This is a genomic window from Mastigocoleus sp. MO_188.B34 (genome assembly GCF_030065675.1).
Taxonomy (GTDB): Bacteria; Cyanobacteriota; Cyanobacteriia; order Cyanobacteriales; family Nostocaceae; genus Mastigocoleus.
Window position 1 is genome coordinate 1 of the sequence record NZ_JASJDK010000048.1, and the last position, 26,755, is coordinate 26,755.

The window sequence follows — 26,755 nt, forward strand, 5'->3', positions numbered from 1 at the left end:
GCGGGTGAGGAGGGGTTGGGTTTTCCCCTCCACAAAACATAAAAGAAACTGACGCTCACAAAATCAAAAAGTACGGTTTTATAAGCTTTCGAGCACAAGTTTCTTAGGAGACGTACCGTGGTACGTCTCTACAAAAATTTATTTATCTCATTATTTTTAAAATTTTGTATGAAAATATACTTCAGTCAAACTACTCTATATACTCGTATTTATAAGTAATTTTCTTGATTCATTAAAGTTGGTAAAGTAATAATAAATTCTGTACCTTTACCAGGTTCAGATATTACTTCTATTTCGCCCTTATGTTTTTTAACAATACTGTAGGAAATCGATAAACCTAAACCGGTACCTTTACCTATGGGCTTAGTGGTAAAAAAGGGATCAAATAACTTTTCTTGAATATTTAAAGGTATCCCTGGACCATTATCTTTAATTCTTATACGTACAGATTTACTTACTTTAGTTTCAAAAACCTCTGTCTGAATTATAATCTGCTTACTAAATTCCTCCGACTGTTCTTGTAAAGCATCCATTCCATTGTTAAGGATATTCATAAAAACCTGGTTTAGTTGTGCTGGATAACACTCAACCAGCATCAAATCTCCATATTGTCTTACCACCTCAATTCCTTTTTTGATTTGGTGATTGAGTAGTAATAAAGTATTCTCAATACCTTCATGAATATCAATAGCTTTAGCTTCAGCTTCATCCAAGCGAGAAAAATTACGTAATGAGAGGACAATATCACGGATACGTTGAGCACCTATTTTCATTGAAGAAAGAGTTTTGGGTAAATCATCGGTAACAAACTCTAAATCAATGTTTTCAATTTCCTCTAAAATTTTTGGACTGACATCAATGTGTTCTTCTTGATAAAGCTTTAACAAAGCTAACAAATCGTCAACATAGCTATTAACATGCCGAATATTGCCGTATATAAAGTTTACTGGATTATTTATTTCATGAGCTACCCCAGCTACCATTTGACCCAAACTAGACATCTTTTCAGTTTGAATTAATTGGGATTGTGTTTGCTGGAGATTTTGCAAAGCTTGGGAAAGTTCCTGTGTTCGTTCTTCCACTCTTTGCTCTAATGTTTGTCGAGCAAGTTCTAACTCATGGATATACTTGGAAACTGTCTGAATCATCTGGTTAAAGGAACTCGCTAATAATCCTACTTCATCTTTGGTAGTAACTGGGACTACAAGGTCAAAATTAGACTCATTAGCAACTTTTTGAGCGACTTTTGTAACTGCTGTTAACGGATAAGTTATGAGCCAAGTTGTAAAAAATGCTAAGAAAATAGCGATAGCTACTGACAGCAAAATACTATATTTGGTTATATCTGCCTGTAATTGTATAGCCAGATTCAAGTTAGTATTTGCTGCTCGTTTTTTATCTTCCGCAAAGGCAATTAATTTATTTAGTTCTTGAATATCTTTTTCTAGCTGTAATGCTTCTGGGGACTCGAGGAAGTTTACCAAAAGATTTCTAGAATTTCCGGTATCTATTGTTTGGTTGTCGGAATTAATAATGTTGAATTTATTAATGGTAGTGACTAATTTTTTTCTATATGTTTGTGTTGTGTCTTTATGTTTTTGAATAAAATCTTGCAAATCTGCTAAATTTTGCCGTTCTAATCCTTGAATTTCATGACTTATCTCATTTTGTAATTCAGATAAAGCAGCAATTATCTTATCAGAGTGAATCAATAAATAGCTACTGTAGTTTTCTAATAAATGAGGATTTGTGATATAAGGGATAAACCGAGATTTTGTCTCCAATAAAGAATCTTTCAATTGCATCAGCAAAGCTGATTCTCTGTGACTAATTTCTTGTTGCTTTAAAGCAGGTTGTTTCCAATAAACATCTCCTACGAATAAACCAACAGTTATTCCCATAGCAGCAATTCCAATGGTAATTCCATAACCTATGGCAATTTTATGACCAATCTTGGTCTTATCTATTATTCTTTGGAACCAGCTGTAACTATTTTTTTGGAATATATTTTCTGCTTGGGAATTAATCCAAGAAATTTTCAGTCTATTTCCCGAGAGTAAACTTGATTTTATAGATTTCATAATCAAGATTTAAAAGTATGTAAATATATTTATAGACTTGGTTATCAATCCATTTAATAAAAATTCTTGTAACATTAGAATTAATATTTAAGAAATGAATATTTAAGATTCCATTAATTATTAACAAGTCTTTTATTGCTGTATTGAGTCAATAAAAAACTGTAGAGCATAAATGATTTTTGTCTTTGTTTATGTTTTTTGGGAAATTAAAATTAAATAATTACTTTGACATATAACTTATGATATAAATATTGAGCACAAAATATAAAAGCTATTTTTAGTTAAAAGTATGGCATATTATAAATAATTATATTTTTATCGTTACGCTAATTGTTTGAAATCAGTATTTCTAACATAAAAATATTTTTGGTGATTCAAAATAGGCTAATTAAATACAAAGCGTAGTTGATTTCAGTTATTTTGCTAGTGTAAATGGGAAAAATATAAATAAATAGATAAATATAATATTTTGAACATAATTTTTGTGAACATAAATTACTAAAAATAAAATGATATATTTCAAGCAATCTGTATTAATATCACTAACTTTATTTACTGCTTCATTTTTGCAAGCTTGTAGTCAATATCCATCAATAAATACTATTTCCTATGCTCAAAATAATAGGAATTTGACGTTAACTGGATCCAGTACCATCAAACCTTTAGTTGTAGCGATCGCTAAGCGTTATCAAGCTAAATATCCCAACGTGCGAATTAACGTTAAAACCGGTGGTTCTTCTCAAGGAATTAAGGATGCTAGCGAAGGAAATGTTGATATTGGTATGGTGTCGCGTTCTTTAAAAGCAAAGGAAAAACATTTATTACCATTTACCATTGCTAAAGATGGTATATCAGTACTAATACATAAAAACAACCCAATTAAAAGTCTTACGAATAAACAAATCGTTGACATATATACTAATAAAATCAACAATTGGCGACAAGTTGGTGGTAAAAATGCACCAATTTTTGTTGTCAGCAAAGCAGAAAATCATTCTACTGGTAAGCTGTTTGCTAAATTTTTTCAAATGCCGATCAAAGATATTAGTGCGGATAAAATTATTGGTGATAATCCAGAAGCGATTGCAGCAGTTAACGAAAATCCTAACACTATTGCTTACGTATCTATTGGTGCGGCTGAATATGATATAGTTCACGGTGCACCTTTAAAACTCTTACCGATTGAGGGAGTAGCTGCTACGATCGCAAATGTCAAAAATGGTACCTTTCCCCTTTCCCGTCCTCTAAATTTAGTGACGAATTCTACACCAATTGGATTAAAAAAAGACTTTATTGACTTTGCTCGTTCTGAAAAAGTATATGACTTAGTAAGGGAGCAATCCTTTGTTCCAACAAAATCAGAATCTACGCTTTAAGGGAATCTAAATTTTAATAACCCATCATATTAAAATAATTTAATACTTAATATTTAATAAGTCATATAGCGTTTTCCTACCTAGTGAGTTACACCTTATTAGTTAGGGTGTTGAGAATATTTATTCTCCATTCTTCTTTAAAAGCTTTAAGGGTGTTTTTTGTGAAATTCATGCGGTTCTAAAGAAAGCAGGTAAGCCGATACAAGATGCTGATGTTTTGATTGCTGCAATGGGTATTACACGCGGGTTAATTTTGGTTTCTAATGATTCTGATATGTTGAGAGTTGATCGGATTGAGTTGGAGAATTGGTTGGAAGTAGAATCGTGAGTTTTGTAGAATGTTCTGGTGCTTACGAAGAAATAGCTATTGAACGTGAATTCTCTAAGTGAAAATACTTGATATTTATAAAAATAATATAAATTTTACACGAGTATTATAGGATTAGCATACTGTAAATATATGGCAACTAGTTGCACTATTTTTACAGTAATAATACTTGTTTAGTGTTTTTTGCAACTAAGTTGCACATGCGTTTACAATAATTTTCATGTTAGTAAGACACATCGGTATAAACCTACAGGATCAGCCTTTATGATTTCCCCTACTCGACTTGTTTATGAAGCTGTGCTAAATAGAGCTTCAACAATAAAGCTATAAGAGGTGGGAGAGGGAATAGCCGCCGTGTGTGATTTAAAATACTTAAAATACTTAAAATTAATAGAAATTTTATAGAGAATTTACGGAAATCATACAAGCTCAGTGTAGTGTAACAATACAGCAACTAATAGCACTATGTTTACAGTAAAAATATTTATTTAGTATTATTGACAACTTATTTACATATGTATTGACAGTGCTTTTATCGGTAGGGACGCACAGTCGTGCACTCTTACGAGCGTCTGTACTCCACTTAGTTGGAATAGACTTTTTTTTAGTTCTGGAACGCCGATTCAATCTTCAGAATTATCAAATTTGACGGCAAAAAAACCACAGATGCGCAGGGAAAACAGAGTAATAAATAGAGAATCGCTATGTCAAACAATCCTTTTGTTGTTGGAAAGCCAGTTCCCCCAGAATGTTTTGTGGGACGCGAATATGAAATAGCAGTTTCATTTTCCCAAATTTCCCAACGCGGTCATTTAGCTATTTGGGGTGGTCCAGGAATGGGTAGATCCTCTTTCTTGGATTTACTTGCTTCACCCACTATTTGGAAAGAACGTGGATTAGATCCATCTAATGCTGTAATTGCTCTGATGAGTTGTAAGAATATCTATCCCTTTACTCCTTCTGCTTTCTGGAGGGAAGTATTGAGTGTTGTGAAAGATAAGTTGGAGAACGAAACTCAATTGCAAGCTGAAATTGAGAGACTTTTGGAACGAGAACAAATAAGGAGAAATGACGTTAACAGAATATTACAAAGACTTGGTAAAAAAGGCAAATTCTTGGTGCTGCTAGTCGACGACTTTGATGTAGCCTTGCAGGAAAACGAGAAATACACCGAAGCCAATATGCAAAGATTCTTGAGTGAGTGTCGTAGTTTGGCTGTTGCTTCTACTGGGGGTAAATATCTCTCGACAGTTATTACTACCCTTAGGCGTCCTAATGAACTCGGTCCAAAACTCAATCCCAATGCTTCTCCGTGGTACAACCACTATCTGTTTCAGTCACTCAAACCATTGAACAATTGGGAAATTGAGCAATTACTAAGAGTAATACCAATGACACCGACGTTACAAGAAGCTATCGGAGAAATAGCAGGTAGGGACCCACGTCTATTACAAATTGCTGGTTTTAGATTATATGCACGGTTAGAAACTGATAGAAAAGCTAACAAAATCCCTGATGTTCAAGTATTTATCAAAAATTTCGAAATAGAGACTAAACATATTTTTCAAAATACTTGGAATAGGTGTAGTGAAGTAGAAAAAGCTATTTTGATGCTGGTGACTTTGTCTGATTTAAAAGGTCGTTTACATCAGAAGAAACACTTTGATTTAAGTAATCTTGACCTGATATTTACTCAAAGAGAGCGGGAATTGAAAAGCCTAGAAGAACAAGGGATAATTATTCACAAACAAGGAGCACATCAAAGAGAATATTCCTTTGCTTCCTTAATTATGCAGCGATGGGTAATGCAAGAAGTATGGAATACAGATAATCAATTAGTTAGAGAACGGGAAAGAGTATTTATTAAGTTAATAAGCCATAAACAGCTCAGTCAAATTAACTCGATCTTACAACATAAAGATGACCTGCTATCCACTGTCGAATGGTTTGGTAAATTATTCGCTGCTTTTCCCAAAGGATTAATTTAAAGTTAATCGAAATACAAATCATAAGCAAATTTTTGGGACATATGAATATGCTGTAGAGGCGTATAAACTATAAATTTTCTACGTCTCTAACACAAATGTCTTGCTTCAAGAAAATATATTTTTCGTATTATTTTCCAAATATTGTAACTATGTCGATAAAAATAAAATGACAAATCAAAATTATCATATCAATCCTTATACTATAGGTAATCCAATCCGCTATTCGGAAAAATTTTTCGGACGAGAAAGTCTATTCGGTTTTATTGAAGATAATTTGAACCAAAATATACAATTTATTTTATTGCATGGTCAACGACGTATTGGTAAGTCTTCTGTATTACAACAATCAAATAGTAGAATTGCTCCAGATAACTTTGTTTTTGTTCTTTTTGATTTGCAAGGTTACAGTAAATCTTCTCTGAGCGAAATATTATATGAACTTGCAGAGGAAATAGCATCTCAATTAGAATTAGATTCAGATATTGTCATACCTCCTTCCTGTGAGGAATTAACAAATAATCTAGATATATTTTCTGATGATTTTCTCATCAAAATTTTTCAGGAATTGGACGATAGAAATCTTGTATTGCTACTAGATGAATTTGATGTTGCTGGGAATACTATAAATAAAATAGAAAATCATGGTACTGGATTTTTTAAATATTTGAAATCACTTCTAAACAAGCAGAATAAATTATTTATTATTCCAGTAATAGGGAGAAAATTAGATGATTTGCATAACTTACATCAATTATTCAAAGACGCGCCATTTCAAGAAGTTAGTTTACTTGATATCACAAGTACTAAACGATTGATTATAAATCCAGCGAAAGGTGTACTTGAGTACGAGAAAAATGCAATCGAAGCAATTTGTGAACTCTCATCAGGACATCCCTATTTTACTCAAACAATTTGCTTTAATCTTTTCGTGCAAGCAGAATTTGAAAGAGAATGGACAGTTACTCGCGAACATGTCTCAAATATAGTAGATAGAACTATTGAAAGTGCAGCAGGTGGACTTGCATGGTTTTGGGATGGACTTTATATTCCTGAGCAAGTAGTATTTTCAGCCGTAGCAGAGGCTCAACAAATAGCTCTTGAGCAAAATAATTTATATATAGAACACCCGTTGAAATTGCTAAAAAAATTTGGAGTTATTCAGACAGAAGAACTAATTCAAGCAGTGAAAAGACTAACAGAAAATAAATTTTTAGATAAGGCAGGATGCAGGGTAAGAATTGAATTAGTTCGCCGTTGGTTAGTGGAAGAACGTCCAGTAAAAGAAACAATATGGAGATTAGAAAAGATTGAGGCAGAAAAGATTAACCAATTATTAGAAGAAGCAAAAAAACTACACCAAGAGGGTAACACTCAAGAAATAATAAATTGCTATGAGCAAATTTTGAGAATCAATCCTAATCACTTCAGTACTCTAGATGTTTTAGCTGAGAGATACTTAGAAATTGGAAATTTTGATAAAGCTTTGGAACTGTATCAGCGAGCTTACCAAGTTGACCCTGTACATCATAAAGAAGGATTTTTAATAGCTTTAGAAAATTATGGTAAAAGTCTAATCAAGCAACAAGAATATATCAAAGCAGAAATTCAGTTTAACAGGGTTTTAGAAATTGAACCTAATAGAGAATCAGCAAAAAAACAACTTGCCAAAATTAAAGATGAAACTGTGAAACATAAGTCAACAAGTCCGGATATGGTTGAAAAAAACGCAGGTAAAGTTTCCGAAAACTCAAAAGCCCCAAATCGGCAGCGAACTGTATTAAGTGCAATTGCTGCAGGAATTATTGCTCTAGTGGGTGGTATTAGTGTTCATCGATTTTTAGCTCCCTGTCCCGAAGGTCAACAGAAATTTAATGGTAGTTGTCTTAGTAATATTAGTCGTGGCGATCGCACTTTCTTTCCCACTACCCACAACAGATTCCGCAATCTAGGTATAGAAGCATTTAAAAAAGGTAATTATTCCCAAGCCGTTAATTTATTTGGACAGGGTGTAAAGAATAATCGCAACGATCCAGAAGTGCTAATTTATTACAATAATGCCAAAGCTCGCCAAGAGGGTAATCCCTTCACTTTAGCGGTCGCTGTACCCGTAAATCATAAAAAAGATGAGTCTAAAGAAATTTTGCGCGGAGTTGCACAAGCACAGGAAGAATTTAATGCTAATCGTGGTTCAAGATTATTAGAGATTGCGATTGCTGATGATAGTAACAAACCAGATAAAGCGGGACAGATAGCTCAACAACTGGTTAGAGATAAATCCATCCTGGGAGTAATTGGACACTATTCTAGTGAAAGTACTGAGGCAGCTCTTAATGTATACAAAATAGCAAGTATGCCTGTTATTTCTCCTAGTAGTACTGCTACCTATTTGAGCGGTGATGTATTCTTTAGAACAGTTCCTTCTGATGCTGTATCTGGTGAAACATTAGCTAAATACGCTAAAAACTCTCTTTTTAATAAAGTTGTGATTTTTTATAATCGTCATAGCCCCTATAGTAATAGTTTGAGAGAAGAATTTAAAAGAAATTTTCTCAATTTTCAGGGTCAGATTCTTAGCGAAATAAACTTTACAGATCCAACGCTAAATATTAAGCAAAAACTTCAAGATAGTGCATCTCAACAAGTGCAAGCAGTTATGTTGTTCCCAGATGTAAAACAAAAACATGCTCACATCGCGCTCAATATTGCTAAAGTCAATGCAGAGAATAACTTAGGATTAAACCTCTTAGGTGGTGACACTTTATACAGTTCAGATGTTTTGAAAGACGGAGGAAATGCTATTGAAGGTTTAGTTATTGCTGTACCTTGGTTTAGAGAAGCACCACTAGCAAAAGATTTTTCTCAAACTGCAAATAAACAATGGGGTGGAGGTGTTAGTTGGGTTACAGCTACCAGTTATGATGCGACTCAAGCTTTTATTAAATCTCTAGCATTAAACTCTACGAGAAACAGTATTTTGCAAGAACTGCGGGGGATAAGTCTTTCCGAAAAACAAACATCAGGAGATGTACTTAAATTCACTAATGGAGAACGTCAGAGTAAAGCTATTCTTGTTAAGGTCGAGCAAAATCAATTTAAGTGCTTACAAAAAAATTGTTCTCAATAGGAAATAACGGGTAGCTTTTTAATTATGAATAATTCTACTGCTCGGATAAATCCTTATATTATCGGTCGTCCAACCCATGAACCAGAAAAGTTTTTCGGACGGGAAAGTCTATTCGGTTTTATTGAAGATAATTTAAAGCAAAATATACAATTTATCTTATTGCAGGGTCAACGACGTATAGGGATGTCGTCCATACTTCAACAGATTCCTGAAAAAGTAGCTCAAGATAATTTTATTTTTGTTCTTTTTGATTTGCAAGGTTATAGTGAATCTTCTCTGAGCGAAATATTATACGAACTTGCAGAGGAAATAACATCTCAACTGGAATTAGATTCAGATATCGTCATACCTCCTTCCGAACAAGAATTAAACAATGATTCGGATATATTTTCTGATGATTTTCTTATGAAAGTTTTTCAGGAACTGGACGATAAAAATCTTGTTTTGCTGCTAGACGAATTTGATGTTGTCAATAGTTTTGAGAATCAAATAGAAAACCATATAGAAAATCAGGGTGCTGGATTTTTTAAATATTTAAAATCACTTTTAAAGAAGCAGAATAGATTATTTATCATTCCAGTATTAGGAAGAGCTTTAGATGATTTGCATAACCTACGTCAATTATTCAAAGATGCGCCATTTCAAGAAGTCGGTTTACTGGATCGGACAAGTACTAAACGACTGATTATAAATCCTGCAAAACACGTGCTGAAGTACGAGGAGGATGCAATTCAAGCAATTTGGGAACTCTCATCAGGACATCCTTATTTTACTCAAACAATTTGCTTTAATCTTTTCGTACAAGCAGAAGTTGAAAAAGAATGGACAGTTACTCGCGAACATGTCTTAAATATAGTAGATAGAGCTATTGAGAGTGCAGCAGGTGGACTTGCATGGTTTTGGGATGGACTTTCTATCTCTGAACAAGTAGTATTTTCGGCGGTAGCAGAAGCTCAAAAAATAGCTCTTGAGCAAAAGCAATCATTTCCAGAACATCCGTTAACGCTGCTAGAACAATTTGGAGTTATTCATACAGAAGAAATAATCCAAGCTGTTAAAACACTAACAGAAAATAAATTTTTAGATAATACAGAACGTAGAGTAAGAATTGAATTAGTTCGCTGTTGGTTAGTACAATCTCGCCCAGTAACGGAAACAATATTGAAACTGGAAGAATTTGGAGAAAAAGAAATTAAGCGATTATCAGAAGAAGTAAAACAATTACATCAAGAAGGAAAAATTCAAGATGTAATGTACTGCTACGAGCAAATTCTGGAAATCAATCCCAATCACTTTAGTACTTTACCTATTGTAGCTGAAAGATACTTAGAAATTGAAAATTTTGACAAAGCTTTGGAACTGTACCAGCGAGCTTATCAAGTTGAACCTGTACGTAATAGAGAAGCATTTTTATTAGCGCGAGAAAAATATGGGGAAAATCTAATAAAACAACGAGAATATACTAAAGCAAAATCTCAGTTTAAAAAAGTTTTAGAAATTGAACCCGATCGAGAATCAGCAAAATATAAATTACGAGAAATTGAAGCAGAATTTAATCAACAAAAACAGTTAGAAAAGTTAGAAGTTGTGTCAAAACGAGCTACAGCAGCTCCTAATCGTCAAGGAATTATATTAGGTACAATTGCAGCAGGATTTATAGCTCTTGTTGGTGGTATTGGAGTTTATCAATTTTCAACACCTTGTCCTCAAGGTCAACAGAAAGTAAATGGTATTTTTTGCTCACCCGATACAAATGATATTAGTCCTGATACAAGTGATATTAGTAATAATATTAGTCGTGGCGATCATACTTTCTTTCCCACTACCCGCAATCCGTCCCGCGACCAAGGTATAGAAGCATTTAAAAAAGGTAATTATTCTCAAGCTGTTAGATTATTTGAAAAGGGTGTAAAGGATAATCGTAACAACCCAGAAGTACTAATTTACTATAATAATGCCAAAGCTCGTGAAAAGGGCAATCCTTTGACTATTGCTGTGGTTTTATCTACAGATAATGCAAAAGATGTAGCTCAAGGAGTTTTACGTGGAGTTGCACAAGCCCAAAATCAATTCAATGATAACAATGGCTTAAGTGGTCGATTATTAGAAATCGTTATTGCTAATGATAGTAACGAAAAAGAGAAGGCTGAACAAGTTGCAAAACAACTGCTTAAAGATAAATCTATATTGGGAGTAATTGGGCACAATACTAGCGATGCAACTGAAGCTGCTCTTGATGTATATAAACAATCAAATATATCTGTTATTTCTCCTACCAGTGCTAGCAATGAATTGAAAGATAAAGTTTTCTTTAGAACGGTTCCCTCAAACGCTGCATCTAGTAAAGAACTAGCTGAATATACTACAAATTCAAAATTTAATAAAGTTGCAGTTTTTTATAATCCAAACAGTGTCTATAGTAAAAGTTTGAAAGAAAAATTTGCAAAAAACTTTAAAGATAAAGAAAAATTTAAAGGTCAGATTATTCGTGAGATAAATTTGACAGATGCAAAACTGAATATCGAACAAGAATTAAAAAATATTGCATCTCAACAGGTGCAAGCAATTATGTTATTTCCAAATTTAGAACTGACTTCAACAGCACGTGAGATTGCTAAAGTTAATGCAAAGAATAATTTAGGACTAAAGTTGATAACAGGAAGTGCCCTGTACGACAAAGAAACAGTAAGTGATGTAAATTTTGAAGGCTTAGTTTTGACAATACCTTGGTTTGGGGAAAAACGAGAAGCACAAGATTTTTTCAATAAAGGGGAACAACAATGGGGAGGAGCTGTTAATTGGTTCACAGCTACTAGTTATGATGCAACTCAGGCTATTTTAAAAGCAATTGCAAAATCCTTCCCCAATCCCTCCAGAAAAACTGTTCTGCAAGAATTACCGACAGTAGAACTTGGATCTAAGGAAACTTCTGGATATCCACTTCAGTTTAAAGATGGAGAACGTAAAAGTCCACCAATCCTAGTTGAAGTTAAAAATGGTAGATTTCAGTTATTAAAAAGCCGTAGCAAATAGAAGTTTTTGATGCAGCAGTGGAAGGAAGATAAAGAAAATTGGTAATAAGAAATATTATCAAATTAGCCCGATCGCAAACTTTAAAAACTACCAAAAACCCCTCCCCAAATTTCTCTTTGTAAATGGAGAGAGGTTTGAACTTCAAAAAACCGCAACTTCAAAGAACCACAAATTCAAAAAACCACAATTAAATACTCACAATATAAGGAAAGTCGATCGCTCCAACCCTAGCATCATTAACTAAAGCCTGATAAACCATCACCGCAACCTCAGCCCTTGTCGCATCACGGGTGGGATTAAGCTGTTGCAAATTGGGATAATTCACGATCAGTTGTTTTTCAACTGCTGTAGCTACTTCTTCTTTAGCATATTGGGGAATATTCCCTCTGTCGTTGAAGTAATTTAAATTATTCTCTACTCCACCAAGGAGTTTGAGTCCATTAACTAAAGAAACAATTACTTGAACCCGTTGGATATTTTGATTGGGGTGGAAGGTTCGGTCTGGAAAACCTGAAAGGAAACCACCTTCATAAGCTTGTTGAATTACTCCATTAGCCCAAAAATTTTCCTTAACATCTTTGAATTTAATCGCTTCCCGTTTCGCAGGTGGGTTAAAAGCTTTGACAAGTAAAGCAGCATATTGCGCCCGTGTCATCGTCACATCGGGTTTAAAAGTAAGGTCGGGATAACCTTTGACTATATCTAGTTTGACTAATTCTTGGATAAATATTTCCGCCCAATGACCAGAAATATCTCTTAATTTAGTAGGGTTTGGTAAAGGAGTAGGGTCTGGTACGGGAATAGGTACAGGTGCGGGATCTGGTTCTGGTGTCGGGTTTGGTACGGGAATAGGTACAGGTGCTGGTTCTGGTTCCGGTGTGGGATTTGGTTGTGGTGTTGGGTTCGGTGCAGGTGTGGGATTCGGTTCCGGTGTTGGAGATTGATTATCTACCAGTTCCACATTACCTTTTACTTTGCTCGGATCGATTTGATTCCCGATCGCAATGAGTTTGTTAGAAGTTGCATTTTGTAGGTCAAATTTACCGTTGTTGCGTAGGATGTTACCACCAGGGTCATTGCTATTACCCATATCCGGTAGGGAGTCACGAATCATTGTCAAACCATCATCTGTATTTCTTTCACAGATGTTTTGACGCAATATGGGACGAGCGCTACCGGAAATAACAATTCCATTCCGGTTCTCAGAAATTTTGTTATTAATTATTTTTGGCGCAGCGCGATCGCTAACAGCAATTCCATAACCAGTTCTTACACAGGAATTACCGCGAATTTCACCAGTACTATCCCGAGCAATGGAAATACCATTAGCATCATTTTCAACAAATATGCTATCGAAGATTTTCGGATTTGCATTCCCGCTAGCAAAAACTCCCTCACGTTTGGATTTAGTAAAAGTACAATTAGCTACTGTCGGTGCAGTTGACTCAATCCAAACAGCAGTACCACGACTAGCGGGACTAGTGACTGTTACTCCTCTTAATTCAGTATTATCATCAAGAACAATCGTAATATTTTGACGGGCAAAAGTACGACTGAGATACTCTCCACTACCTTCGATTATAATACCTGCACCTTTATTACCTTCATTACCAATAACACTGACTCCACTAGGAATATTTAAGGGAAATTCTTCACCAGTGTCACTGTTATATTCACTATCTGCCAGTTGGATTTTAGTTCCGGATTTCGCGATCTTAAGGGCTTGAGTTATAGTTTTTAATGGTGTTTGTTGGCTACCATTTGCACTATCGCTGCCAATAGTTGAATTTACGTAAATAATTTCAGCCATACTGATATTCTTAGACACCACGACATCTTAACGCACACATTATAGATGTCTAATATTATTGGCAATAAATAATACAAAAAAGTAAATAATAGGTTAGTATGTAACCCGCTACCGTCTCTGCTACCTTCTATTTGAATGAGTAATAGTAATAAAAATATCGGTTATTGTAATGGTGTATTGCACCACAATATCTAGAGCCTGTGGCGTCGGTGGCTCGGATAGCCTATAGCTGCGCTACCTGCAGATCCGTTACTTTTCGCTAGTTGGGACAACACACCCCAACTCAACTAAGCTTGGTCGCTTTTGATTTCCTCAATCAAATCGATCCCTTTTTGAACTTCCGCAGTTTGTCCTTGTTTTTTAAAGATATTTACAGCTTTTTGTAGATCGGCGATGGCTCCATCAACATCGTCTAAACTATAACGAGCAATTGCTCTATTCCCATATGCTTGAGCATAATTCGGATTAATTTCTAAAGCCTTTGTATAATCTTTTATAGCTTCTTCGAATTCTTGCAACTCAGTACGGAGATTTCCCCGGTTGTAATATGTATGAGCACTATTGGGATCTATTTCTAAAGCTCTAGTGTAATCTGCAATCCCTCCCCGATAGTCTTGCATCTGAACGCGGATGTTTCCCCTGCGGTTATAAGTTTCAATATCATTAGGTTTAAGCTGTAAAACTTTTGTATAATCTGCAACTGCTGCGCCATAATTTTTTAAACCATGATAAGCAAGAGCGCGATTTAAATAAACAGATGCATCGTTAGAATTGTTGCGTAATACCCGATTGTAATCTGCGATCGCAGCTTTATACTCTCGTAGACGATAATGAGCGATCCCACGATTTAAATAAGCATAGGAATGATTGGGATCAATTTTTAAAGCCCGAGTATAATCTTGTATTGCTCCTACTCCATCTCCTGAATCATCACGAGCATTACCCCTACTAATATAGATATCCACATGGTTCGGACTTATTTTTAAAGCTTCGCTGTAATCAGAAATTGCACCGCGATAATCTCTCAACTGATAACGTACAAGTCCTCTTTTGTAATAAGCATCAGAATTTGCAGGATTCATTAGCAATGCTCGGTCGAAATTAGCTATTGCTTCTTTGAGATTTCCTCTTAGGTAATGCTGATTTCCTCTACTTATGTAGTATGATACTTTTGTACTACCATCAACTGATGGTTCGATCCCAGAACCCCGAAGAGTTTTTGTTGATAAATTTGCTGTCGCTGTTATCAATTCGCGCTCTGCGCTTTTTTTAGCTTTAGCTTGCATATAATCGGGTGCAAATGCATCTACCGCAGCAAAAGCACCTAATACCAACAGCATTGAAGCAATTCTAGATCCTTTCATCTTGACTTCTCCGGGCTCTACCTTACTGTCCGTAATTGAAAATCGATTTAGTTTTCACATGTAATCAATCGTTGTCAGGTCAACTATTCGTAATTAACTAGCCATATTTACTAGCTGTATACGTAACCTTTACGATTGAATTCATGCATCATGTCAATTGATTGACGTATGAGATATTTTATTTTTGATGAAATAAAAGCACTCAGTTCTTCTTAGGGTTATGTCAACTCTATTTATTTGATTAGAAGAGCTTAGGTCTTACTTTTTCCCTTGGATTTAGGAGATCGTAAAGTTTAGCAACTTTTATTATTCTCCATGTAAAACAAATGGCTATCCCTGGTTTTAATTATCTGGTATTCAAAATTTACAACTGACAGTAAATAAATACCAAAGCCTAATAAGCATTTCCTGAAACAGTTTATTGGAAATTACTATTTAAGCTGTTTTACTGGTACGTAAAGATAATGCAGTCGGCTAAAACTATTCAGTTAAGTCTTAAATAAAGATAACCCTTACCTAAAAAGTTTAAATAACAGGGTTCAACACTAAACTATATTGTCTAGGGAACTACTATGGAACGATTCGGGTTATATATTACTCTTTAATTATAGGTTCTTTTGTGATTTGACGCACACTTTTTTATACTTCGACAAAATAGAAACTAGTGATTTAAAAGATTCTGAGATGTGACCGCGATCGCAGACAAACCTAAGATAAGACATTAAATAATCTAGAGTAAGCCGATTCTTTAAACAATAAAGACTTATTCTTCTCTTCTTTAAGTATTTGAGAAAAATAACGAGCCTCTATTGAATTTTGATAACACAAAATTTATGCAATAACCTGAATTTCCAAACTACTCTGTAGAAGACGTTCATCATAGCTAGAATTTTTACATTTAGTTGGATTTGCGATTACGTAAATCACAAGTAACAAGTATATATAAATACTACAAAGTTAGTGTTTTTTCTCTTACACTCTAATTTTTATCTCTTCAAAAAAACTTTATTTGCGCATATAACCATATTTTAGCCATTTCCATGCAATATTCATAAATTTATATCTATGGTATGGTATTTTTCTTATTATTTAATATTGTTTATTTTATTGTTTATTTTTATTATTTACAAAGTTTTGTTATTTATTTGGGACTTTCTGTAACTTTTCACCACATTTTTTACAGAAATCTGCATCTGGTTCGTGGAAAGCTAAACCACAGTTGTAGCAAAGTATTTTTACTTTATTAGATATTTCGATTAGTCGTTTTACAAGGTCGCCAATTTGCCAAGGGATTAAAGTAATTCCTGTTAAAATCATCAAAACTGTTAACAAACGACCACTACTTGAAATTGGAGTGACATCACCAAAACCTACGGTCGTCATAGTGACAATAGAAAAATAAAATGCATCTAAAAAATTACGAAAATCTTCAGGGTTTACTGAATGTTCTACTTGATAAATCAAACCAGAATAAACAAAAATAATTGCAAATAAAGTAAATAGTATTCTGACAAAAATTAATAAATCCTCATTATTAATAATTCCAAACAAAGACTTTTTCTCTATAAATCGAATCAAACGTAAAATTCTAAACCATCGTAAGATACGGATAAAACTAGTATCAATAATTCCAATAAAACCAGGCAAGATAGCTATTAAATCAATGATTGCATAAAAACTGAATATGTATTTAAATTTATTTTCCTGATTCCATAAACGTAATAAGTACTCAATAGCAAAGCAAATTAAAATATTTGTATTTATTATGCCGAGTATAAATTCTATATTGGCGGGAATTGAGTAAGTTTGGATGACAAAAATTCCTGAAGATATAATAACTAGAAAAACTATTGATAAATTAACTGCCTGATTTTTCTGTATGTCTAAGTTTTCGATTAAAAATGTAAATCTATCTTTATTTAGTGACATAGCTAAATTCACCATAAGGTTATTTGTAATATTATTTTTAATCTCTGATACTCTGACAACTATTTAGTTTGTGATCATAATCTAATCATAAAAACTATTTTTGCTATATATTTATATATCCATATATATCCATCAGAAACATAACCGAAGAATAACAATTGATAATTTTTTTTACAAAAGATAACTATAAAGGCTGGTTAAATTGCCAATATATATAGTTTCGTAACTAAATATATTGCGACATTGCTAAAGAATTCTTAAGTCAAAACAATATTATTTGTAGTTTAACCCTTAAGCTTTATAATCCTTGTTCAATGGGTTACACCTTACATATCAATACATAGTTATTTTTAAATATTTGTAATATTTATTTGTGATTTTATTAGTTAAAAGTATTTGATATCAATGATTATTTTGATTTTAATAAGTAGTATTTATAGTGCAAGATGATTTATGTAGATAAAGTGTGTACAATACTTGTTTTATATTAAATAATTAGTAATGAATAATGCTAGTACTTAATATATATTACTGTAATTATTCTGAAGTTAATTAACGGCTTTTTAGAAATGTGGATTAAATAAATTTAAATTCAATTGAACAGACCATCACGGCAGCAATAAAGCACCCATTTATAAAAGGTCAAAGCTAGTAAAAACTACACTTTTACTCCGCTAGACCGCACCTGCGGCGTTCGAACACTAACGTCCGTAGGACGCAGTCTGTTTTGCTCACCCTATGGGCGCGGCGGGCGCGGCGGCGCGGTCTGTTACGTCCTACGTACGACAGACACGCAATAAGTAGGTTGACTTCCGCGCAGCGGTACTAGGTTCGCAAAATTTGAGGACTAATCCCTTAGTCAACTTCATTCAATTTACTTACAATCTATCAAAGGAGAGTAAAAGGAAATCAAAGTTGGACAACAACTATCAGGCTTATCTAAATCGGGTAGCACGAATGACCCTACCGGAAGCTTACAAATCCCAAGTACAGCATATTCAAGAATCTTTCAAGTTTAAGCTCAACAGCGAAGGGGTAAGACAAGCTTCTCCTTTTCCTGGTTATACAGTCATTACTCCACCCTGTGAAGAAGATACTGCAAATTCTGCTTTTTACAGAACTTTAATTCAATACCAACAACAATTATTGGAGCCACCATTCAATGAAGATTTTATCGTACCAGTACCTACCGATAGCTTACATTTCACCTTAGCAGACTTGATTTGGGATAGTGCTTATCGCGATGCTTGTGAAAGTAATCCCAACTTTGAAGAAGATTTACACAGTTGCTTTACAGAAATTTTTCAGAGTCATGATCGATTATTCGATTTTGGCAATAGTTCGATTCGCTGGCAAATGTTAGGATTATTAGTCATGCCGAGGGCTGTAGGTGTCTGTTTGGTACCTCAAAATGAAGTTTGCTATGCCAATATCATTAATCTTCGTAGAGCCATTTATCAAAATCCCAAGCTTGTCGGTTTAGGCATTGAGCAACATTATCATTTTACAGCCCATGTTACTTTGGGATACTTTGGCAAAGTTCCTTCCGATTTAGACAGAGAGCGTTTAGGGCTGATGTTTTCCGATTTAAACCAAAAATGGTCATCTAATTCACCTGAAATGGTAGTAAGCTGCGCTCAATTACGAAAATTTGATGATATGAATCGATTCTATCGCGAGCACAATTGGCCAATATTGGATTTTGATTCCCGGGTTGTCGAATTCTAGATCTAACTTCTAGATTTTGAACTTCTGGACTTTTTTTTAGACTTTTGATTGCTAGAATCTTGATTGTTTGATTTTAATGAATTTACCCATACACCCAATTATGGAACAAAGTTTCGCGGTTATTGACCGTGAAATTGGCGGACATGAATTTGAACGAGATGAGTATGCTATTGTCCGCCGGGTTATTCACTCTACTGCTGATTTTGAATTCAAGGATTTAGTAAAGTTTTCTCCCAACGCAATCGCAAGTGGAATTTCTGCTCTACTTGAAGGGGTACCAATTGTGACTGATGTTGGGATGGTAAAACAAGGAATTGCAGGTTTACTGTCCCGTACTTTTAATAATCAATTAATTAGTGCAGTATCTCAAGTTGAGGAACCACTTCCAGGAAGAACTCGCACAGAAACCGGTTTATTAAAATGCTATCGAGAATTTCCCCATGCAATTTTTGTTATTGGTAATGCACCCACCGCTTTATTAGCACTTTGTCAGGAAGTAAGAAATGCTGATGTTAAACCAGCTTTAATTATTGGTGCTCCTGTTGGTTTTATTTCTGTAGTTGAATCCAAAACTGTGCTTGTACAAACATCGGTACATCAAATTTGCGTTGAAGGACGCAAGGGTGGTTCCTCCGTTGCAGCAGCAATTATCAATGCTTTAATTACACTTGCTTGGAAAGCAAAGTCAAATTCAAGTCAAATTCAAAACTGAGAGCAGAATAATAAATGAATGTATCAAACAATTGACAAAAACGAAATAAGAATAGTGTTTTTGCGAGGTGCGATAGATCCTTCAAGTTCATCCTGTATTTAGAAAATCGATCTACATTCATTCACTCTCGAATAAAATGAAACTTGTTTTTATCTAAGTGTATTCACAATACACTATGTCACCAATAAAACTGTGTACGCAAACATTATTTTGTTTCCCTCAGCGAAAAATATTTGTTTATTCAGTAATATTGCGCCTTAGTCGGTGTATTTTGAAAAACTTTATCCAGTATTTTTCGCTACTAGATAAAGTTTTTGGGCACCCTTGCGAATGTCTTGAAATCTTGACATTCTAATACTTTTTAACACGTACGATGTTAACTTACAGGTACTAGGGTGTTATTTACCATATATACAACACGAACTATAGCCACACTTAAAAATTAAAGGGTGGCTTTTCTTATCTAACGAATTAACAATCGGTTAAGAATTACTCCATTTTAGTCTTCGATTGTCAATATTGCATTCGATCTTGAGGAACACTTTTGACCGATTAGGCGTGTATTCATTGTTTTTACGCATATTTTTAGCGGACTATTAAGCGCTGGTGTTGTGCTCCCATATCAAAATCAATGAATTATCTCTCCAAATACAAATGTTATTTCCAGTCAAAATCATCCTTAGGGTAGGTTGCACTTTGGATGTTAAAAGCTTGATTTAAAGCCTATAGATTCAACTTTAACCTACCTTACGCTCAATTTGCAGTTTTATCTCCTCACCCAAGCTTAAAAAAAACTCATAATACAGAAAATAATGTCCATGAAGTTGTATAAAAATTAGGACATATATAATTTATTCCCCAAAACCTTTTCTTAAATCTGCCAATGGAACGGCAAAAGCGAAGACGCAAACGCGGCGTAATTCTGACAGATGTTGGGTTACAAAAACTAACCAATGCAAAACACCAAGCTGAATGTTTAGAAAATGATGGTGCGAAATTTACTCTAGAAGAGCTTAGTTTTCGTACCCAGCTAGCACCTTTCACCATTTCTAAAGTACTAGCTGGTGAAGAAGCGGTAGACAAACAGACTTTGGAATATTTTTTTTACGCATTCAATTTACACTTAACCCAAGATGATTATACAAAACCTGGAAATATAAAGCATACAAAAATAGAAAAAAAATTTCTAAATCAAGGCTTAAAGTCCCAAATTTCAGACCTGAAACCCGATCACCAATATCTCAGACAAAAGACAGATTGGGGTGAAGCAGTTGATGTTTCAATATTTTTTGGGCGTTTTGAAGAATTGACGCAGTTGGAGAAATGGATAGTTAATAGCAATTGTCGCTTGGTTGCTTTATTGGGGATCGGGGGTGTTGGTAAAACTTCGGTATCGGTAAAGTTAGCACAACAATTAGAAGAAAAGTTTGAGTTTGTAGTTTGGCGTAGTTTGCGTAATTCACAAACCTTAGAAGAATTATTAAAGAGTCTTTTGCTATTTTGCGCTCAAGGTGAAGACGTTAACATATCGGAGAATATCGGCGAGTTGATTTCTCAATTTCTTAGCTATTTGCGATCGCGTCGCTATCTTATAATTCTCGATAATGTTGAATCAATTTTAGCAAGTGGGGATAATAGCGGATATTATCAAACTGGATATGAAAATTACGGACAATTTTGGCAACGAATAGCAGAAACACCTCACCAAAGTTGTTTGTTATTAACTAGTCGGGAAAAACCTCGGGAAGTCGCTGCATTGGAAGGGGAAACTTTACCCGTGCGATCGCTAAATTTAGAAGGACTAGGGGAAGATGCGGCTTTGGAATTGTTACAAACGAAAGGTTTTTCCTCCGACTACAAGGCTGAGTGGGAATATTTAATTAATCATTATGGCGGTAACCCTTTAGCTCTCAAAATTGTTGCAACTACAATTCGGGAACTATTTGATGGCGATGTTCAAGAATTTTGCAGCCAAGGAACAATGGTTTTTGGTAGTATCTATGACTTATTAAGTCAGCAATTCCATCGCCTATCAGATTTGGAAAAAGATTTACTTTATTGGTTAGCAATTAACCGCGAACCCGTAACCCTGAAAAAATTACGTGCTGATTTTGTTTTACCGGTATCTCCAATGAAAATGTTAGAAGCATTGGAGTTTCTAAGTCGCCGTAGTTTAATTGAAAAAAGTAAAAATTCGTTACATAAAACCAAGAGTACAGGTAAGAGTACGGGTACTTCGATAAAATTTACTTTGCAACCTGTAGTTATGGAATATGTCACCAGAAGGCTAATTCAAAAGGTGACGAAGGAAATAGAAGATAAAACTCATAATTTAAATGTACCTGCTTTTGCTCCTAGCTTTGCGCACAAAACTTTTAATACTCACACTCTAATTCAAGCTACAGCTAAGGATTATATCCGCATTACCCAAACCAAATTAATTCTTCAGCCCGTTATCGAACAACTGTTACTGAAACTCCACCACAAACAAGGAATTAAAACTACTCTTACCAATATCTTATATGAGTTACAGCAAATTAACTTTGAGAACATTGTTTCTTCCCCTAACCCAGTATTAGAACCTGGATATGCTGCAGGTAATATCCTTAACTTGTTATCTCACCTCCAAGCGGATTTGCGGGGGTATAATTTGTCCTATTTGAGTATTTGGCAAGCATATTTCCAAGAAACACCCCTGCAACAGGTTAATTTTAGTCATAGTGACCTATCTAATTCCGTATTTGCTAAGACTTTTGGTGTTGCAATGTCTGCAGTATTTAGTCCAGATGGTAAAACATTAGTTACAGGTCATTCAGAGGGTTTAATTTTTCTGTGGAATCTTGCAACCAGCGAACTCCTGACGAATTACCAAGCACATAAAGGACCTGTATGGAGTCTTATTTACATAAATGATAGTACTTTTGTCAGTACATCCCACGATGGAACCATTAAATTTTGGGAGACCTCGACCGGACAATGTATAAAAACTTTGCAAGGTCACCAAGGTAGTGTTTACAATGCTGTACTTACAACTGATGGGAAAACTTTAATCAGTAGTGGTGCGGACTGTACTATCAGAATTTGGAATATTGTAACAAAAGAATGTACTAAAGTTTTACGAGGTCATACTAAGGGGATTTGGGGTATAGCTCTCATTCCAAATGTGTTTCTAGAAAAAGAAGTTTTAGAAGAAGAATTTTTAGAAGAAGACTCTACAGATCAAAAATTTACTGATACAGGAACTACAGACACAGAGAATTTAATAACCATAAACTCTTCCATGGACGGAGCGATCGCCAGTGCTAGTGACGATGGAAATGTGAAATTATGGGATTTAGTAACCGGGGAATGCATTCACACTTTCATCGAGCATCGAGAATGGGTGAAACGAGTAGTTATTAATTCTCAAGGTGTTTTAGCTAGTTGTAGTTTAGACCAAACTATTAGGTTGTGGGACATCCAAAGTAAATCTTGTATTGGTGTTTTGGATGGTTACGGACATGGAGTTATGAGTATCACCTTTGTTGGGGACAAACCTAATTTATTGGCTAGTTGTAGTGTCGATGGAAAAGTTCGCCTCTGGGATATTATGACCAAAAAATGTATTAAAATCTTCCAAGGTCATAAAAATTCTGTTGATAACATTGTCTCCAATGCCCAAGGAACTTTACTGTTAAGTTGCAGTCAGGATTTTTCTATCAAGTTGTGGGATATTGCAAATGGAGAATGTATCAGAACCTTGAAAGCAAGACATAGTTGGGTTGGTTCTGTAGCTTACTTTTCCAAGTTTAATCCCTCAAAGTTTAATCCCTCAAAGTTTAATTCCTCAAGGCTTGATTCCTTAAAGCTTGATTCCTCTAAACCTACTAAATCTGACCAAACTGGGGAAAAACAAATAGGTTTAATTGCTAGTGGGAGCGAAGACTCCATCGTCAGGTTGTGGAATTTGCAGACATTAGATGCAAAATCTCTACGGGGACATACTGAATACATATTTGCTGTAGAATTCAGCCCCGATGGTAAAATTGTTGCCAGTGGTAGTGCAGACCTAACAATTAGGTTGTGGAATGTAGAAACAGGTGAATGCATCAAAGTCTTGCGAGGACACAAAAGTTTGGTTACAGGGCTTGCTTTTAGTCCAGTTCCTGCAAATTTCATTGGGTTGCAACCAAAATCTGGGTACCTTTTAGCAAGTAGTAGTTACGATCGCACTGTCCGTTTATGGGATCCATTAACGGGAGAACTGTTACATACATTGCCAGAATATTATGCAATGTCTGTAGATTTTAGCCCAGACGGTAAAAGTATTGCAGTGGGAAGTTTTGACGATACGGTGAGAATTTGGGATTTAGAAACTAAAGAATGTCGTCAAAGTTTTAAAGGGGATAGTATATTAACGTGGCGAGTAGCTTTTCATCCCCAAGGAAATATATTAGCAACAGCAAATAGTGCAGATATGACTGTCAGACTGTGGGATATTACTACAGGTAAATGTATGAATATATTCTCAGGTCACACAAATTGGATTTTAGGTCTTACTTTCAGCCCTGATGGTAATTTACTCGCAAGTTGCAGTAGCGATCGCACTATTAAACTTTGGGATGTGGTAAAAGGCGAATACATTGTTTCCATTGATGCTTGTGAAACATGGGTAATGTCAGTTGTTTTCAGTTCTGATGGAAAGACTTTAATTAGCAGTGATGGAGATTCAGCAATTAAAGTTTGGGATGTAGAAACTTTTCAGTGCTTGCAAACCCTAAAGATTCCTCGTCTTTACGAAAACATGAATCTTTATAAAACTACAGGTTTAACAGAAGCACAAAAAACTACCCTACAGGAATTAGGAAGTATTTCAGTTTATAGCTAACACAACGCCCTGATGGGCTACAGTTATCAGTTAACAGTTATCAGGTTTATTTGGTTCTGAATATTATCAAGGGTTAATTAACAGTTTAGGGAACTAAACAAAATCATATAAGGCGTATTTTGTTAACTGTTAAGTTAGAACTATTTAGAACTATGCTGCCAATAAGCCAAGTCTTTTGCGAAATATTGGATTATATTTTGCTTGTTCCCAGTTGAAAGCTTCTTTAATATTTTTAATTGTGATGTTTTTAGCAAGAGTAAAATCAGCTAGGGTAAGGTCAGCATCATTAAGATTAGTTAGAGTAAGGTTAGCATTTATAAGGTCAGCGCGGTTGAGAATAGCACCACTCAGATCGGCGTCCCAAAAGTCAGCACTGCTGAGGTCAGCACTCCACAGATCGGCACTACTTAGATCGGCACTACTTAAATCTGCACCACTGAGATTCGCATTACTTAGATCGGCACTACTTAGTATTGCACCACTAATATTAGCTCTTTTGAGAACAACATTTATCATATCTGCATTACTAAGGTCAGCCCCCCAGAGATCGGCACCAGTTAGATCAGCATTTATGAGGATAGCACCACTAAGTTTAGCACCACTGAGATTTACATTGCTTAGATTCGCACCACTCAAATTAGCATCACTAAGATCAACACCACTGAGATTAGCGCCACTCAAATTGGTATTTTTCAGATTAGCGCCACTCAGGTCTAAACCACTGAGGTCTTTCCCATCAGAGATGTTTTCGAGAATATTATTTTCTAAATGAGATACATTATCAATTTCTGCAGTTGGTTCTAAATCCACAACATATGTAACTGTTAATGCTGATTGTATGTTTTCTGATTCATCAACAGCATCATGCTCAGCCATAGTAAACGCTAAATCTTTTTGTTCGTTCTTGGAAGTCTCACTATCTACACAAATAACATCTTCAGCTGGGATACCTGATGGTGAAGTAACCTCATCTGATTTAAGCCATTGAGAAAGAGTATCCACGAATTTATCTACGTAATTTATTTACTTATTTTCTTATGAAAATCCAAACATACTTTGAGTTATGCCTGTGATTTCCATATTTCTTTAGACAGATTTTAACAAAAAGTGTTTCAATATACGAATAAATAAAATAATTATATGATATTAGCCAGTGCGAGGGAAAAAATAAAATAAAAAGCTAAGGAACGATAATTTAATAAGCTGTAATTCTGAAACTTGGAATGGTGCGCTACGCTTATGCTAACAGCACCCTAATTTTGCATTTTCCTAATTTGGCACTTTCTAACTTGCCATTTTCTAACTTGCCACTTTATTTAATAAAACAATATTTAACAAAACAATAAGAACAATAAGACGAATTTTCTTCGATAGCAAAAATATACGAAGCTAAAAATACTCAATTCTGAATCTTCAAGCTATTCTTGCTACCCTATTAACTGCTAACTTAAATTCAGAAGATCCAAGCAGAGAGAACGCTATGTCACATACAATAGTTACTGATGTCTGTGAAGGCATCGCGGATTGCGTTGATGCATGTCCAGTAGCTTGTATTCATGATGGTCCCGGTAAAAATATGAAGGGAACTGATTGGTACTGGATTGATTTCAACACCTGTATCGATTGTGGTATTTGTATCCAAGTTTGTCCGGTTGAAGGGGCTATTGTTCCTGAAGAAAGACCAGATTTACAAAAAACACCACTGCCATTATAAATTTTTTATTGTAGAGACGCGCCAGAGCCTGCGGCGTCGGCGTTAGCCTCTGGCGCGTCTCTACAAATATTTGGGTTTGGGAATATTTAGGTTTGGGAATATTTGGTAAAAATCGTGATTCAACTGCTCGCTACACATTTACAAGATATTTTTCAGCATGCTGAAAGTACTTATCCAGAGGAATGCTGTGGTATTTTGCTAGGTTCTTTGACTGAAACTCAAAAAACTGTGACGGAGATAATATTGACTGAAAATGCTTGGAATCCAGATACAGCATTAGATTTTTCCGATGACAAGCTGAGTGATGATATCGATAAAAGTATTAGTTTTTCTAAAAGACGGCGATATGCGATCGCACCCGAGGTGATGTTAAAAGCACAAAAGTCAGCGCGTGACTCAGGAATAAATATCATTGGTATTTTTCATTCCCACCCCGATTACCCTGCGGAACCTTCAGAATTTGATCGCAATTGTGCTTGGCAAGAATATTCTTACATGATTGTTTCAGTGCAGGATGGTAAAGCTGCTGAAATTAATAGCTGGGTTTTGGATAGCAAAGATAAGTTTCAAGCAGAAGAAATTTGGGAAATGAAGTAAGGAGTCAGGAGTCAGAAATCGTAGAGACGCGACATGTCGCGTCTCTACAGAAGTCAGAAGTCAGAAGAATTAATCCCTTACTCATTACTCATTACTCATTACCC

Annotated in this window: 14 protein-coding genes and 1 pseudogene; 10 read left to right on the forward strand and 5 right to left on the reverse strand. The window is 34.9% G+C overall.

Annotated elements, in window-relative coordinates:
- Positions 1-209: 209 nt before the first annotated feature.
- Entirely contained in the window at positions 210-2,081 is a 1,872-nt protein-coding gene (locus QNJ50_RS13695) for an ATP-binding protein (protein ID WP_300636059.1), read from the reverse strand.
- Between the two features lie 509 nt (positions 2,082-2,590).
- Here QNJ50_RS13695 and QNJ50_RS13700 point away from each other — a divergent pair.
- The 5 genes and pseudogenes from QNJ50_RS13700 (at position 2,591) to QNJ50_RS13720 (ending at position 11,930) form a co-directional block, all read left to right on the forward strand.
- The gene (locus QNJ50_RS13700; protein ID WP_300636060.1) at positions 2,591-3,457 is read left to right on the forward strand and encodes a phosphate ABC transporter substrate-binding protein; all 867 of its coding nucleotides are present in this window, start codon (positions 2,591-2,593) and stop codon (positions 3,455-3,457) included.
- A gap of 160 nt (positions 3,458-3,617) precedes the next feature.
- A pseudogene (locus QNJ50_RS13705) lies at positions 3,618-3,785 on the forward strand (VapC toxin family PIN domain ribonuclease); the annotation flags it as partial.
- 704 nt (positions 3,786-4,489) lie between these two features.
- Positions 4,490-5,773, forward strand: a complete 1,284-nt coding sequence (locus QNJ50_RS13710; RefSeq protein ID WP_300636061.1) for an ATP-binding protein — start codon at positions 4,490-4,492, stop codon at positions 5,771-5,773.
- 166 nt (positions 5,774-5,939) lie between these two features.
- Positions 5,940-8,897: an ABC transporter substrate-binding protein gene (locus QNJ50_RS13715; protein ID WP_300636062.1), complete on the forward strand. Its 2,958-nt coding sequence runs from the start codon at positions 5,940-5,942 to the stop codon at positions 8,895-8,897.
- Positions 8,898-8,921: 24 nt separating this feature from the next.
- A complete protein-coding gene (locus QNJ50_RS13720; protein WP_300636063.1) occupies positions 8,922-11,930 on the forward strand; it encodes an ABC transporter substrate-binding protein in 3,009 nt (1,002 codons plus the stop codon).
- Positions 11,931-12,117: 187 nt separating this feature from the next.
- Here QNJ50_RS13720 and QNJ50_RS13725 read toward each other — a convergent pair whose 3' ends face one another.
- The 3 genes from QNJ50_RS13725 to QNJ50_RS13735 all read right to left on the reverse strand — a co-directional run bounded on the left by QNJ50_RS13725 (position 12,118) and on the right by QNJ50_RS13735 (position 17,033).
- On the reverse strand, positions 12,118-13,740 hold the full coding sequence (locus tag QNJ50_RS13725) for a DUF1565 domain-containing protein (protein WP_300636064.1): 1,623 nt from the start codon (positions 13,738-13,740) through the stop codon (positions 12,118-12,120).
- A 287-nt stretch (positions 13,741-14,027) separates the two neighbouring features.
- Positions 14,028-15,104, reverse strand: a complete 1,077-nt coding sequence (locus QNJ50_RS13730) for a tetratricopeptide repeat protein (RefSeq protein ID WP_300636065.1) — start codon at positions 15,102-15,104, stop codon at positions 14,028-14,030.
- Positions 15,105-16,241: 1,137 nt separating this feature from the next.
- Complete coding sequence (locus tag QNJ50_RS13735) at positions 16,242-17,033, reverse strand: ion transporter (RefSeq protein ID WP_300636113.1); 792 nt, start codon at positions 17,031-17,033, stop codon at positions 16,242-16,244.
- A gap of 915 nt (positions 17,034-17,948) precedes the next feature.
- Between QNJ50_RS13735 and QNJ50_RS13740 the strand changes: the two genes are divergently transcribed.
- The 3 genes from QNJ50_RS13740 to QNJ50_RS13750 all read left to right on the forward strand — a co-directional run bounded on the left by QNJ50_RS13740 (position 17,949) and on the right by QNJ50_RS13750 (position 24,340).
- A complete protein-coding gene (locus QNJ50_RS13740) occupies positions 17,949-18,761 on the forward strand; it encodes a DUF1868 domain-containing protein (protein ID WP_300636066.1) in 813 nt (270 codons plus the stop codon).
- 76 nt (positions 18,762-18,837) lie between these two features.
- Positions 18,838-19,473 carry a cobalt-precorrin-8X methylmutase gene (locus tag QNJ50_RS13745; protein WP_300636067.1) on the forward strand — a complete coding sequence of 212 codons (636 nt, stop codon included), beginning with the start codon at positions 18,838-18,840 and terminating at the stop codon, positions 19,471-19,473.
- 883 nt (positions 19,474-20,356) lie between these two features.
- Positions 20,357-24,340: an NB-ARC domain-containing protein gene (locus QNJ50_RS13750; protein ID WP_300636068.1), complete on the forward strand. Its 3,984-nt coding sequence runs from the start codon at positions 20,357-20,359 to the stop codon at positions 24,338-24,340.
- A 150-nt stretch (positions 24,341-24,490) separates the two neighbouring features.
- Here the strand turns inward: QNJ50_RS13750 and QNJ50_RS13755 are convergent, their stop codons facing one another.
- A complete protein-coding gene (locus tag QNJ50_RS13755; RefSeq protein ID WP_300636069.1) occupies positions 24,491-25,342 on the reverse strand; it encodes a pentapeptide repeat-containing protein in 852 nt (283 codons plus the stop codon).
- Between the two features lie 478 nt (positions 25,343-25,820).
- Between QNJ50_RS13755 and QNJ50_RS13760 the strand changes: the two genes are divergently transcribed.
- Both QNJ50_RS13760 and QNJ50_RS13765 read left to right on the forward strand, forming a co-directional pair.
- Positions 25,821-26,054: a ferredoxin family protein gene (locus QNJ50_RS13760; protein WP_058183668.1), complete on the forward strand. Its 234-nt coding sequence runs from the start codon at positions 25,821-25,823 to the stop codon at positions 26,052-26,054.
- A gap of 114 nt (positions 26,055-26,168) precedes the next feature.
- Entirely contained in the window at positions 26,169-26,651 is a 483-nt protein-coding gene (locus QNJ50_RS13765; protein WP_300636070.1) for a M67 family metallopeptidase, read from the forward strand.
- Positions 26,652-26,755: the final 104 nt, after the last annotated feature.